This window comes from Rickettsia akari str. Hartford, from assembly GCF_000018205.1.
GTDB lineage: Bacteria > Pseudomonadota > Alphaproteobacteria > Rickettsiales > Rickettsiaceae > Rickettsia > Rickettsia akari.
The window spans coordinates 858,214-870,639 of the sequence record NC_009881.1 but is presented as its reverse complement, the minus strand read 5'-3'; the positions used below and the strand labels follow the sequence as shown (position 1 = coordinate 870,639).

Genomic DNA, 12,426 nt, shown 5'->3' with positions numbered 1-12,426 from the left:
AAGTTATATTATCTCATGTTTCAGATGTATGGGGGTGTATGTGCAAAATAATAAAAAAAATACAAAAACTTCTTTTGAAGAGGTAAGAGAAAAAGCTTGGATGGAGAGTGTATTTTCACATTATAAAAATGTTAAGGAAATACAATGCAATATATATGTGATACAAATGTTATTGTTAGATATTTATTTGCCGATGATAAAAATATGTTTAATCAGACGAAAGAAATGTTTGAACAAGTTAAAACAGGACATATTACTTTAATAATAGAGCACACTGTATTTACGGATGTAATATTTGTTCTATCTTCTGTTTATAAAATTTCTCTCAATAAAATCTCTTCTACTTTATCGGATCTACTTGCTTACAAAGGTGTACATTGTGAAAAAGAATATTACCTAAATGCTCTAGAATATTATACAAAATGTAATATTCATACAGTTGGTATACTACTCGCTAAAGCAAAATATTTAAGTATGCCGTTACTTACTTTTGACCAAAAACTACTCGAATGTAGTCAATAAAAACTGAGTATATCTATGTGAACATTCTGACTATGGGTATATTTGAGGGGTCGAGTAATTTTTTCATCTGAGAGAAAGTGTTTACTATATTCTCTACGGCAGTATCAATGAATTGATCAGTTTCAATATAATTCTCCGATTCGTCTTGTATGTAAAAAAGAATAGAGGAGATATAAACAGATAGCAATAAACCTCTTTTAGTATAATAGTTAAAATCAATAGATTTATCGCCGGTATAACGCCAAATAGCATCACAACTACGGAATGCAACTTCAGTTCCTTGCATTGGGTTTAATGCAAAATAAGCGGCATTCTTACTCTGCATAATAGGCAGCATGGTTTTGATCCTAATCTTTACTGCTAAAGATATTTTATCTCTTATTTTTGTCGGTTCTTCTATTGTCTTTAAGCGTTCTAGCATAATATTATCTAAATAGCTTTCAAAGAATTCTATTATTTCAGATAAACCGTCTGGAAAAACTATTAAAGCATAACCTTTTGCAAAGCCGCATTTTTCTTCTGCTTCTTCAAGGAGCGTATTATTCCATTCATTAAACGGTAATAATTCTAATAAAGACTGCACGAAGCTTATTTTTTTTATATGGTGTTCTTTAATGCTCATATTTTTTAACCTTGACATATAACTTAATTATAGGGTATAGTCCAACGAACTACAATATCTTTATAAGGAGAGTAATTTTAGTGATACTAGTAAATGTTCACGCCGGTAATTGTGACAATACGCTTAGGAATTTTAAGAAAAAGCTACAAAGAGAGCTTTATTTTCGTAAGATGAAAGAACAGCGTTATTATGAAACACCTTCAGCGAAGCGTGTTCGTAAAGCACAAGAAGCAGCAAGAAGACAGAGAAAATTTGCTCGTAAAAAAATGTTTGATGAATAAAATTTCAAATAATTTTAATACTAAATAAAAAGCTAGAAATATTAATATTTCTAGCTTTTTTGTTATGTAGATTGCTTTGTAATTTTTCGTCATTGCAATGAAATTGCGTAGCAATTATACGTCCGCAATCTCAGGATATTTGATGAGATGGCCACGCAGCCTATGACTGCTCGCAATGACGATTAGGTGTCCACTCAGCAATGCCCCCGCAGGAATGACTTAAAGTACAAATGTTCCTAACTCGCTTTTTTTTATGTTATAAAGAACTGTTATAGCCATATAAACTGTATCTATGCTTAGTTATTTTAAACAAAATTTACGTTCTTATTTTTCTAGTAGAGTACTAATTTTTACTTTAGCAATGGCATCTATTATTTTTGTCTGTGCTACTTTTTATGTGATATCTTTAGAATCAAAGAATTTTAGTACGATTATTGGATTTTTATTAGTTGATTTAGCAATTTTTTTAATTTTAGGCGTTTTACTAACTCAAAAATTTTTTACTCAAAATAGTAATAATGATAGTTCTAAATTACAAAATCGTATTGTAATTGCCTTTAGTTTAGTTGCAGCTATTCCAACTATAATTGTCTCAGTATTTTCTGTTTATTTTTTTAATCTTAGTGTTCAAGCTTGGTTTGATAAGAAGATTTCTACGGTTCTTGATCAATCCGTAATAGTTGCAGAATCTTATATTGCCGAGCATAAATTACAGCTAAAAGAAACTGCTCTAGCCGTTGCTGAAGATTTAAGCGATATGTATTATGATTTAATTCATAATCCCGCTTTATTTACTAAAACACTTAATACCGAAGCAGAGATGCGCTCGCTTGATGAAGCTATAGTTTTAAACAAATCTACTAATACTATAGTAGCTAATAGTTATTTAAGTTTTTCATTATCATTTGCAACTATTCCAGCACATTTAATTAAAAAAGCGGATTTAGGGGCACCGGTGGAAGTAAAATCCGATCCGACCAAAATAAGGATGTTGATTAAATTAAAAGAATATAATGATGTGTATTTATTAGTCGGTAGATTAGTAGATAATAAAATTATCGACCATGTAGATGCAACTAACGGAGCAGCTGCAGAGTATAATATCCTTAAAAATGAAATAGATAATATACAGATTAAGTTCTCTATAATGTTTATCTTTATTGCATTATTACTTCTTTTTGTAGCTATAAGTTTTGGGGTTATATTTACTGCTAAAATAGTAAAGCCTATTAAAAAATTAGTTACTGCAACTGACAAAGTTAAAGACGGTGATTTAACGGTACAAGTGCCTGAAAATGAAGTAGATAAAGACGAAATAGGCACGCTTTACGCTGCATTTAATAGAATGATTAAGCAGCTTTCGCGTCAGCAGCGTGATTTATTTATAGCACAGAGAGCAATGGCTTGGTCAGATGTTGCAAAAAAAGTAGCCCATGAAATCAAGAACCCATTAACTCCTATTTTACTTGCTTCTGAAAGATTGCTTAAGAAATTTAGTCCTGAAATTAAGGACAGGGTAGAATTTGAAAATTATTTAAAAATGATTATTCGTCATACTAACGATATTAAAAATATAGTGTCTGAATTTGTGCTTTTTGCACGTCTTCCTGCTACTAAATTTACGGAGAGTGAATTCGTTTATTTAGTTAAACATATTGTTGAAGCACGTCAATTACTTAATGATAACATTTTGTATAAATTTGAGTCTAACGTAGATCAATTTGATTTTATGTGTGATGCTACACAAATAAATCAAGTTATGATCAATTTGTTGAAAAACGCAGAAGAGTCAATAGAAGGGCGAGAATCCGGAAAAATAGAAGTTACTATAGATGCTCAAGATGATTTTATTAGCGTTATTGTAATAGATAACGGTAAAGGATTCCCGCCTGAGCTAATAGGCAAAGCTACCGAAAGCTATGTTACAACCAGTAGTAAAGGTATGGGGGTAGGGCTTGCTATAGTTAAAAGAATAGTCGAAGAACATTGCGGCATTCTAGATATAGCAAACAGAGAAGAAGAGGGCGCAATAATCGATATAAAATTCGATTTAAAAGAGCTGAATTTGAAGGTCGGGCGTTTGGGATGGTAGAATTATACAATTGTTGCGTGGATACCATTTCGTCATTGGGAGCAGCCGTAGTCTGCGTGGCAATCTAGAAAATAATTAAAAAAAATTCTGTAGATCAGAATTTTTTCTTCTTTTCTTCGTTAATTACTTACGTAATTTCCTTGCAATGAGGGAAAAATCGATCCACGCAACAATGCCGACTTGATCACTTACCTAATAGGCAAAAAGTTATGAATATAGAAATTACAGAGCTTTTAGCAAAAGAACTTATTGCAGAATAATGTCCTAATTGTGCTAATTTATCAATTAAACCTGTTGAATTTAGTGGTCATGATAATAGAACATTTTATTTAGGCGATGAATGAAATGTTAATTAGATTACCAGGTGCCGCAAAATATGTAGATGCGGTTTCAAAATAGCAAAAATGGTTACCAGTATTAGCTCATAATTTGTCATTTCATATCCCTAAGCCTTTAGCTTTAGGTAAACCTTCAAAAAATTATTCTTGGAATTGGTCAATATATAAATGGATTAAAGGAGAAAGTGTAAATAGCTTTGATGCTAGCAGTTTAAATTGGTCTCTAATTGCTGCTGATCTAGCAAAATTGCTAAATGAATTATATAAGATTGATATAACTGATGTACCTATTCCAGGTACTCATAATTTTTGGCGTGTGGGTAATCTTGCAGTTTATAACCTTGAGATAAAATCAGCAATTAAAAACTTAAAACATTGGGTTGATGCAGATAAAGCTCTATCTGTGTGGGGAAAAGCATTAAATTCTCAGTGTAATAAAAAACCTGTATGGATTCATGGTGATTTTGCAAGCAGTAATATTATTATAAAAAATGACAAACTTGATGCAGTAATCGATTTTGGAGGTATGAGTGTTGGCGATTCTGCTTGTGATTTAGTAATAATTTGGACTTTTCTGCAAAATGCAGCAAGCAAAGTTTTTAAAGAAAAGTGAGTCTTAGATGATGATACTTGGGATAGAGCAATAGGCTGGGCTTTGTAGAAAGCTTTAATTGCTCCACTCGATTGTTTTTATGCTAAGAATTTACAAATTATTCATGATATTTTATATGAGCATGAAAAGTTATGATTGAGATAGGTATTTACTAAATACTATATCAATGAGTAATAGATATCTGCACAGTATAGAATAAAGAATATTAGCATTAATGGTGATTAGATTTTAACTAAAGTTTTGTAATGATTATAGGCTGTAAAAGAAGGATCTAAATTAGATATATAGAACAAAAATAAAATAATTTTCAAAATTGTAGTTGACATAGCTGATTATATTGCATATAACTACACCTGTCCAAAGCGATAAATGAAACAAGTCGCAGCTGTTTTTAAAAGTAAATAATTAGATATAGATAGTGACAGTAAACATTTACATATCACAAAAGTGATAATTAAACCTGTCAATTTTTTATAAGTAAAACTGACAGAATCAAACTTGAGAGTTTGATCCTGGCTCAGAACGAACGCTATCGGTATGCTTAACACATGCAAGTCGGACGGACTGATTGGGGTTTTCTCCAGTTAGTGAGTGGCGAACGGGTGAGTAACACGTGGGAATCTGCCCATCAGTACGGAATAACTTTTAGAAATAAAAGCTAATACCGTATATTCTCTACGGAGGAAAGATTTATCGCTGATGGATGAGCCCGCGTCGGATTAGGTAGTTGGTGAGGTAACGGCTCACCAAGCCGACGATCTGTAGTTGGTCTGAGAGGATGATCAGCCACACTGGGACTGAGACACGGCCCAGACTCCTACGGGAGGCAGCAGTGGGGAATATTGGACAATGGGCGAAAGCCTGATCCAGCAATACCGAGTGAGTGATGAAGGCCCTAGGGTTGTAAAGCTCTTTTAGCAAGGAAGATAATGACGTTACTTGCAGAAAAAGCCCCGGCTAACTCCGTGCCAGCAGCCGCGGTAAGACGGAGGGGGCTAGCGTTGTTCGGAATTACTGGGCGTAAAGAGTGCGTAGGCGGTTTAGTAAGTTGGAAGTGAAAGCCCGGGGCTTAACCTCGGAATTGCTTTCAAAACTACTAATCTAGAGTGTAGTAGGGGATGATGGAATTCCTAGTGTAGAGGTGAAATTCTTAGATATTAGGAGGAACACCGGTGGCGAAGGCGGTCATCTGGGCTACGACTGACGCTGATGCACGAAAGCGTGGGGAGCAAACAGGATTAGATACCCTGGTAGTCCACGCCGTAAACGATGAGTGCTAGATATCGGAAGAGTCTCTTTCGGTTTCGCAGCTAACGCATTAAGCACTCCGCCTGGGGAGTACGGTCGCAAGATTAAAACTCAAAGGAATTGACGGGGGCTCGCACAAGCGGTGGAGCATGCGGTTTAATTCGATGTTACGCGAAAAACCTTACCAACCTTTGACATGGTGGTTGCGGATCGCAGAGATGCTTTCCTTCAGTTCGGCTGGACCACACACAGGTGTTGCATGGCTGTCGTCAGCTCGTGTCGTGAGATGTTGGGTTAAGTCCCGCAACGAGCGCAACCCTCATTCTTATTTGCCAGCGGGTAATGCCGGGAACTATAAGAAAACTGCCGGTGATAAGCCGGAGGAAGGTGGGGACGACGTCAAGTCATCATGGCCCTTATGGGTTGGGCTACACGCGTGCTACAATGGTGTTTACAGAGGGAAGCAAGACGGTAACGTGGAGCAAATCCCTAAAAGACATCTCAGTTCGGATTGTTCTCTGCAACTCGAGAGCATGAAGTTGGAATCGCTAGTAATCGCGGATCAGCATGCCGCGGTGAATACGTTCTCGGGCCTTGTACACACTGCCCGTCACGCCATGGGAGTTGGTTTTACCTGAAGGTGGTGAGCTAACGCAAGAGGCAGCCAACCACGGTAGAATTAGCGACTGGGGTGAAGTCGTAACAAGGTAGCCGTAGGGGAACCTGCGGCTGGATTACCTCCTTAAAGACTAGATTAGTGTATTGCTTATATTTACGTAAGTGATTGCTCAGTCCAAATATTTGCTGTCACTATCTTTAACTAATTGTTTGCTTTTAGGACAATAATTTTCTTTTCTCGATTTCCTGTATGTATTTGCAAAGACAATACTGTTTTTTCTTTAGAAAAAATTAAAGTAGTGAGTGACAAAACTTATTGGCTTATGTACTCGTTGGAATTGTTGTATATACTCTTTCTGAAGGTACTTTGTCCATAGAGCCAAGTAATTTTGACCTATCTTTCTATTAAAATTATACAACTCATAAATCAGTATTTTTTACAATTCTAGAAATAAGCTTTTGGTGGCTTGGAAGCAACGCAGAGAAAATTTGGAATCTTACTGCAAAAAGTAATTAATATATCAAGTTCTTCTTTTATAAGGAACGTATATATTTAGATATAACTTAAAAAAACTAGCAGCAATATCTTTGTCAACTCTTGGATGCCGAACATTTAATAACTTTTGTCATATTCTTTGTCTTGTGGACTCGTTGCTTTCTTTAGCTGTAAATGATAAGAAAGTAATTTTTAAGCAATAATATATAAATTAATTATTTTTAATCCATAAAATATAATAAATCTCCTACAATGATATTAAAAAGTATTAAGGATAAAATATATGAATTATTTAGGATATGGTTGTATTTCTCTTAGAACAATACTGGCAATAGTAATATCATTTAATGTGAATAAATCAGTATGATGGGCTATCATTCATGGATTTTTTTTTGATGGTTTTATATTGTATATTATTTGTTATTTAGAAAATAGACTTCTTGCATGACCTCTTTCTAAAGGTGATTTGTACGTTAATCTGTTACACAAGGCCCATGGGGGCCTGCGTGGATCAATTTCATCTATGTCATTCACTGTGGCTTGACCATGGGACCCAGTTAAAGATACTAAAATTATTAGTATTGTTTTTATAGACATAGTTAGCAAGTGAACTAGCTAACACAGTGAGTTTTACCGGTCCATGCAACAATACATCCATACATCCTCACATATTTATATACGCTCGGTGGCAAGTGCTTGCGTGTTTCTTTCAAATCTCTCTTTCTAATATATGTTATGCAAGAAGCCTAATAATAGGAATGATCTACGAGAATAAAAGCTTTAAGTTGCTTTAAAGAGTACAGTTTGTTAATCTCTACAAAAACATATTTGAGATTATATGATAACTACATATTTAAAGAAAAATAATTCTATAGTAAAAAATGACAAATATATTATTAATGAATCCACATTATGGATGGATTTATTCAATATAACAGATGAAGAAAAGTAATAGTAAAAAATACATTAAATATAGAAATACCGACTTGAAAGGACATATCGCAAATTGAGATTTCCGAGAGGTTATATGTTGAAAATGAGGCGTTATATTTAAACTTATTGTGGAACTCGTGAATAAAGAGCAAAAATTTCCTGAAACACATTTTATAGTATCTTTTTTGTATAAAGGTTGTTTTATAACAGTTCGTTACGTAGAATTAATACCCTTTAATGACTGTATAAATAAATGTGCTAAGCAGCTTAATAATGCAGTAAATATTTTATTGATGTTACTTCGTAATATGGTAACAAGATTATCGAATATTGTACAGTCGATTAGTATTGATATTGATGATTATGGACGTTTAATACTTGATAATAACATTAATAATTTGCGTATAGATCATACCAATGTATTAAAGAAAATAGGTCGAAAAGGTTGTTTACTTTCTACAAGTCGTGAGTGTTTATTTTTTTTTAACTATGGCTATTCAATATATTTTAAAATCTCCACAAATAACTCAAAATAAAGCATCGAAGGATTTATTAGATACATTGCTTCGAGATGTAGACTCAATAATTAATGTGTCACAATTTATATCTACTGAGATTACAAGAACTCTAGACGCAGTACTAGGTATGATCGCTATTGAATAAAATAATATTATTAAAATTTTCTCGTTGGTTACTATATTTTTTTCTACCACCCACTTTAATAGCCAGTATTTACGGCATGAATTTTACTGTAATGCCCGAGCTTAAATCATCTTATGGTTATCCTATAGCCTTATGCTTAATGCTATTATCTATAATTATTACCTATAAATATTTTAAGCAACGGAAGTGGTTGTAAGTTTTTATTGATAATAGTTTGAGAGCATCTTACATAAAAATCAATTACCGTATTTTATAGTCAATTGATTTGGACTCACCTTCATTATTACTCGTCGCTTTTGTATTAGTTATAGGCTTCGCTCGTTGTATGAAAATCCAATTGAATGACTATATGACATTGACACTATCTTAATTAATTATTACATTACCAAAAGTTAAAATTGCTTAAATTTCAATTTAATACTAATTAGGATTTGAATATGAGCGAATTAGATTTTGAAGTAGAAAAGACAAGTTTTATAGTAAGTGTTATTGATGCTATTGAAATAAAAGCAGCATTTTTATTTGACCATGAAAAGCAAAAAGAAAATTTCCAGTATATTTACAATAATTTAAAGTACCTTAACCAATCAATGCCTATTTAGAATGCTGAGGTTATGAAAGAGTTTTTCAGATTAAAATCAGAATTTAGACAATATATTAAAGATAAAGTTAGAAATGTAGGTAAGGAATTGAAGTTAATATATATAGAATCTTCTAAATTTATAAAAGAAAAAATTGTAGAAATAGAGAACAAAATAGAGCGTATTACAAACTGTCAACCTGAACATGGAGAAGAAAAAGAGGCTTATAACTGTAAGAGTAATGAATTAAGGCAAAAAGAAATAGAAAATGCTTATAAGAAAAAACAAGATAAGGAAAATATAGACAGTTTTAAATAATTAGGTGCAAAGGTACAAGCGTTAAGAGCTAAATCATTAATAGAAAAGATGAAAGATCATTTTTTAGTTAAAGAGAAAATATTAAGTCCAGAAGAAATGAAAACTATTATTTCAAATCATGAATTATTAAATACATTAGCTAGTTATAATGATATGGCTAGTGCAAATGCAGTAACACAATTATTTGAAATTGCTCATAATGATTATGAAGATGATAAGCAAAAAGGCATAAATGAACTTGGAGTAACAAACTATACAAAAGCCACTTAGTTTTAAAGATATTGATTACGTAGTTGGTAATGAGTGAGATAAATTATGTGAGTTAATAGCAGTAAATAGTAGGATTTTTACTCTTAATAATGACCAGGTCCATAAAAAGGTAATGATTTTTTTTTGATTTAGCAATATTAGCTAGGTTAGAAGAAACTCTCAAAAAATTATCCCATGATTTCACGGTAAATGATGAGCGAATAAAATTCTATAGAACACTAACAGAGGAAAATGATCAAAAATTCTTTTTTGAAATTGGAAGTTAATACAATGGTTTTCTGATGCTATAACTTATAAGGAACTATTGCAGTTTTTATCTAGTAAAAATTTTTTATTAGATCTCTTAAAAGATAAAAATCTATATACACTAGCAGAAAAAATTACTATTTCTAAAAATGAGTTACTTGAAATGTCAAAAGAGGCACAAGAAAATTATTTAAAAGAAATAAAAATTGAAGATTGTTTAGATATGCATTTAGATTCTATGAATATAAATACTCTTAGATTTGTTCTAGAATCAAATACGACTCTTACTAATATCTCATTCAATTCTGATACTAGCGTAATGATAGAAACAGGAAAATCTTTGAATATCGCTGGTCTACTAACTATAGGTCAGGAATCACTTTAAATATATCCGGTGAGGGTACACTAATTCTAGGATCAAATATTGTATCAAAAAATATAATAGAAAATATAAATTATAAAGGAATAACTCCTGCAATTCTTTATTGAACTCAATTTAAATTTTATGGAAGAAAATACGGATAGTAATTCAGATATAACAATATTCGGAAATACTGACCCGGAGATTTAATAAACAATATCACAACGCTCTACAAACGCGACATTGTTGCATGAATATCCAAGTTGTCATTACTGCGAGGTATTGTTGTGTGGACCGGTTTTAACGTCATTGCAAGGAAATGACATAGTAATTGACGAAGCAATCTAGTAAAAAGTTCTGATTTACAGAACTTGTGTATTATTTTTTTGGATTACCACGCAAGTACTACGACTGCTTGCAATGACAGACAAACAGCTCTACGTCGGGCAACGTTAAGCTATTCAATAAAATCTAAATATTTCTTAGAACTATTTTACTTAATTCATAATTCAAGTGTGAGAAGTTGATCTCTTCAAATCCTTTTCTTGGAATAATAATCATTGCGAATTTTACAGCACTAAGCTTAGCATCACTCACAATAATTCTAACTAGATGTCGTATACGCCTTTTAATTTTGTTGCGAATCACGGCTTTTTTATTTAGCTTCCTGCTAACTTTGATGCCTAAAAAGGTGTTATATTGCGATTTAAGGAAGATTGTGGGAAGATTCCTGGCTATTACCAAAATAAAATATCTCTCATGAAACTTCTTTCCAAGCTTATTTATAAGCTCAAATTCTTTTTGATTTTTTAAAGAGGTAATAGACAATTTGATAAGTCAGATTATTTTAAGCAGATAATTTATGTCTACCTTTAGCACGACGTTTTTTTAAGATTGCTCTTCCGGTTGGGGTAGCCATTCTAGCTCTAAATCCATGCCTTCTTTTTCTCACTAAATTGCTAGGTTGAAATGTGCGTTTCATAATATTTATACCGAACGAAAATAAAAATTAATTGTTATAAATTATGTCATTCCGTGGCTTGACCACGGAAGCTGGTGTTCCAGTCTGTATCTTGAGATTCCGTGGTCAAGCCACGGAATGACATTGCTAAATATGTGCTTTTGTTTTTTCTACGATACTTGCGAATCCGTCACTGTTATTGACGGCAAGTTCTGCCAGTACTTTACGATCTATATCGATTTCTGCCTTTTTAAGAGCTCCTATAAACTGAGAGTAAACAAACCCATGTTCTCTTACTGCTGCATTTATTCTTTGAATCCATAAGCCCCTAAAATCACGCTTGCGATTTCTACGATCTCTATAAGCATATTGGAGCGCTTTTTCTACCTTTTCAATAGCTACTCTAAAGCAACTATTAGCTCTACCTCTATAACCTTTGGCTAATTTGAGGATTTTTTTATGTCGATTTTTGGAAATTTTTCCTGATTTTGCACGTGTCATTGCTTTAGTTCCGAATTAGATTAATTGATACCGTACGGTAAAAAATATTTTTTAATGTTATATCCGTCCTTAGGACAAAGTATTGTAGTGCCTCTAAGGTTACGGATTTGAGCTTTAGTGCGACGACGCATAAAATGTTTTTTACCTGCTTGAGATGCGATAACCTTGCCGGTAGCAGTAAGTTTAAAACGCTTTTTTACAGCAGATTTTGTTTTTAATTTAGGCATGATTATTCCCTATAAATTGGTATTTACTAAGATTTCACTGTGATTAGGCATACCAAAGCCACGTACAGTATAGAAAAGCAAATATTAGTTTTTTTTATGAGTTATTGCAAGATTTTTTTTAAGTTTTGTAAACTTGCATTATTTAGGTTGAATAAAATTAAAACCAAATCAATTGTTAATTCTTTTTAAGCAAAAATTCATACCATATATGCTATAAATTCAATCTAACAATTATAAGTACTATGCAAAATACTAATTTTTTTGAAGCTCCTACTGATACTAACTTCAAGTCTTGTGTAGAAAGTGGAAACCGATTAAATTTCATATCCATAAAAATAGCACCGTTACAGTAAATGCTGAAATGCTTGGTTTGCTTGAGGATAGACCTTATATTAGATTTACATGTGCTAAAAATCTAGGATCAGTAATATTATTAAAATCAGGAAAGAGTTATAAGCCTTTTATTATACATGATATGTTAGAGATAACTTTTTAGGGAATCTAGCTATTGTAGCACTTGATTAAATTTTTATTG

The 12,426-nt window shown here is 32.5% G+C and carries 14 protein-coding genes, 1 rRNA gene and 2 pseudogenes; 11 read left to right on the top strand and 6 right to left on the bottom strand.

The window, feature by feature from the left end; genetic code table 11:
* The first annotated feature begins 144 nt into the window (after positions 1-144).
* Positions 145-522: a PIN domain-containing protein gene (locus tag A1C_RS04320; RefSeq protein ID WP_012149855.1), complete on the top strand. Its 378-nt coding sequence runs from the start codon at positions 145-147 to the stop codon at positions 520-522.
* A gap of 13 nt (positions 523-535) precedes the next feature.
* Here the strand turns inward: A1C_RS04320 and A1C_RS04315 are convergent, their stop codons facing one another.
* Positions 536-1,144 carry a COQ9 family protein gene (locus A1C_RS04315; protein ID WP_012149854.1) on the bottom strand — a complete coding sequence of 203 codons (609 nt, stop codon included), beginning with the start codon at positions 1,142-1,144 and terminating at the stop codon, positions 536-538.
* An 80-nt stretch (positions 1,145-1,224) separates the two neighbouring features.
* Between A1C_RS04315 and rpsU the strand changes: the two genes are divergently transcribed.
* The 5 genes and pseudogenes from rpsU to A1C_RS04290 all read left to right on the top strand — a co-directional run bounded on the left by rpsU (position 1,225) and on the right by A1C_RS04290 (position 8,622).
* Positions 1,225-1,425 carry a 30S ribosomal protein S21 gene (rpsU, locus tag A1C_RS04310; RefSeq protein WP_012149853.1) on the top strand — a complete coding sequence of 67 codons (201 nt, stop codon included), beginning with the start codon at positions 1,225-1,227 and terminating at the stop codon, positions 1,423-1,425.
* Between the two features lie 292 nt (positions 1,426-1,717).
* Positions 1,718-3,517, top strand: coding sequence for a sensor histidine kinase NtrY-like (locus A1C_RS04305; RefSeq protein WP_012149852.1), 1,800 nt, complete (start codon positions 1,718-1,720; stop codon positions 3,515-3,517).
* 429 nt (positions 3,518-3,946) lie between these two features.
* Complete coding sequence (locus A1C_RS04300; protein ID WP_012149851.1) at positions 3,947-4,468, top strand: phosphotransferase; 522 nt, start codon at positions 3,947-3,949, stop codon at positions 4,466-4,468.
* Positions 4,469-4,962: 494 nt separating this feature from the next.
* Positions 4,963-6,461: ribosomal RNA gene (locus A1C_RS04295) — 16S ribosomal RNA — on the top strand.
* Positions 6,462-7,668: 1,207 nt separating this feature from the next.
* Positions 7,669-8,622 (top strand): annotated as a pseudogene (locus tag A1C_RS04290) (CorA family divalent cation transporter).
* Positions 8,623-8,675: 53 nt separating this feature from the next.
* Here the strand turns inward: A1C_RS04290 and A1C_RS07115 are convergent.
* Positions 8,676-8,750: pseudogene (locus A1C_RS07115) on the bottom strand (palindromic element RPE2 domain-containing protein); the annotation flags it as partial.
* A 113-nt stretch (positions 8,751-8,863) separates the two neighbouring features.
* Here A1C_RS07115 and A1C_RS08740 point away from each other — a divergent pair.
* From A1C_RS08740 to A1C_RS08730, 4 genes are all read left to right on the top strand, one after another.
* Positions 8,864-9,028, top strand: a complete 165-nt coding sequence (locus A1C_RS08740) for a hypothetical protein (RefSeq protein ID WP_012149850.1) — start codon at positions 8,864-8,866, stop codon at positions 9,026-9,028.
* A gap of 12 nt (positions 9,029-9,040) precedes the next feature.
* A complete protein-coding gene (locus tag A1C_RS08735) occupies positions 9,041-9,325 on the top strand; it encodes a hypothetical protein (protein ID WP_012149849.1) in 285 nt (94 codons plus the stop codon).
* Between the two features lie 48 nt (positions 9,326-9,373).
* Entirely contained in the window at positions 9,374-9,595 is a 222-nt protein-coding gene (locus A1C_RS04280) for a hypothetical protein (protein ID WP_012149848.1), read from the top strand.
* 304 nt (positions 9,596-9,899) lie between these two features.
* Positions 9,900-10,226: a hypothetical protein gene (locus tag A1C_RS08730; RefSeq protein ID WP_012149847.1), complete on the top strand. Its 327-nt coding sequence runs from the start codon at positions 9,900-9,902 to the stop codon at positions 10,224-10,226.
* Between the two features lie 447 nt (positions 10,227-10,673).
* Here the strand turns inward: A1C_RS08730 and rnpA are convergent, their stop codons facing one another.
* From rnpA to rpmI, 4 genes are all read right to left on the bottom strand, one after another.
* Complete coding sequence (rnpA, locus tag A1C_RS04270; RefSeq protein ID WP_012149846.1) at positions 10,674-11,030, bottom strand: ribonuclease P protein component; 357 nt, start codon at positions 11,028-11,030, stop codon at positions 10,674-10,676.
* A 19-nt stretch (positions 11,031-11,049) separates the two neighbouring features.
* Positions 11,050-11,184 (bottom strand): 50S ribosomal protein L34, encoded by a 135-nt coding sequence (rpmH, locus tag A1C_RS04265; RefSeq protein WP_012149845.1) that lies wholly within the window; start codon positions 11,182-11,184, stop codon positions 11,050-11,052.
* 126 nt (positions 11,185-11,310) lie between these two features.
* Positions 11,311-11,664, bottom strand: a complete 354-nt coding sequence (rplT, locus tag A1C_RS04260) for a 50S ribosomal protein L20 (protein WP_012149844.1) — start codon at positions 11,662-11,664, stop codon at positions 11,311-11,313.
* Positions 11,665-11,684: 20 nt separating this feature from the next.
* Entirely contained in the window at positions 11,685-11,891 is a 207-nt protein-coding gene (gene rpmI / locus A1C_RS04255; protein WP_012149843.1) for a 50S ribosomal protein L35, read from the bottom strand.
* A gap of 292 nt (positions 11,892-12,183) precedes the next feature.
* Here rpmI and A1C_RS07820 point away from each other — a divergent pair, with 292 nt between their 5' ends.
* Positions 12,184-12,387 carry a hypothetical protein gene (locus A1C_RS07820; RefSeq protein ID WP_157211906.1) on the top strand — a complete coding sequence of 68 codons (204 nt, stop codon included), beginning with the start codon at positions 12,184-12,186 and terminating at the stop codon, positions 12,385-12,387.
* Positions 12,388-12,426: the final 39 nt, after the last annotated feature.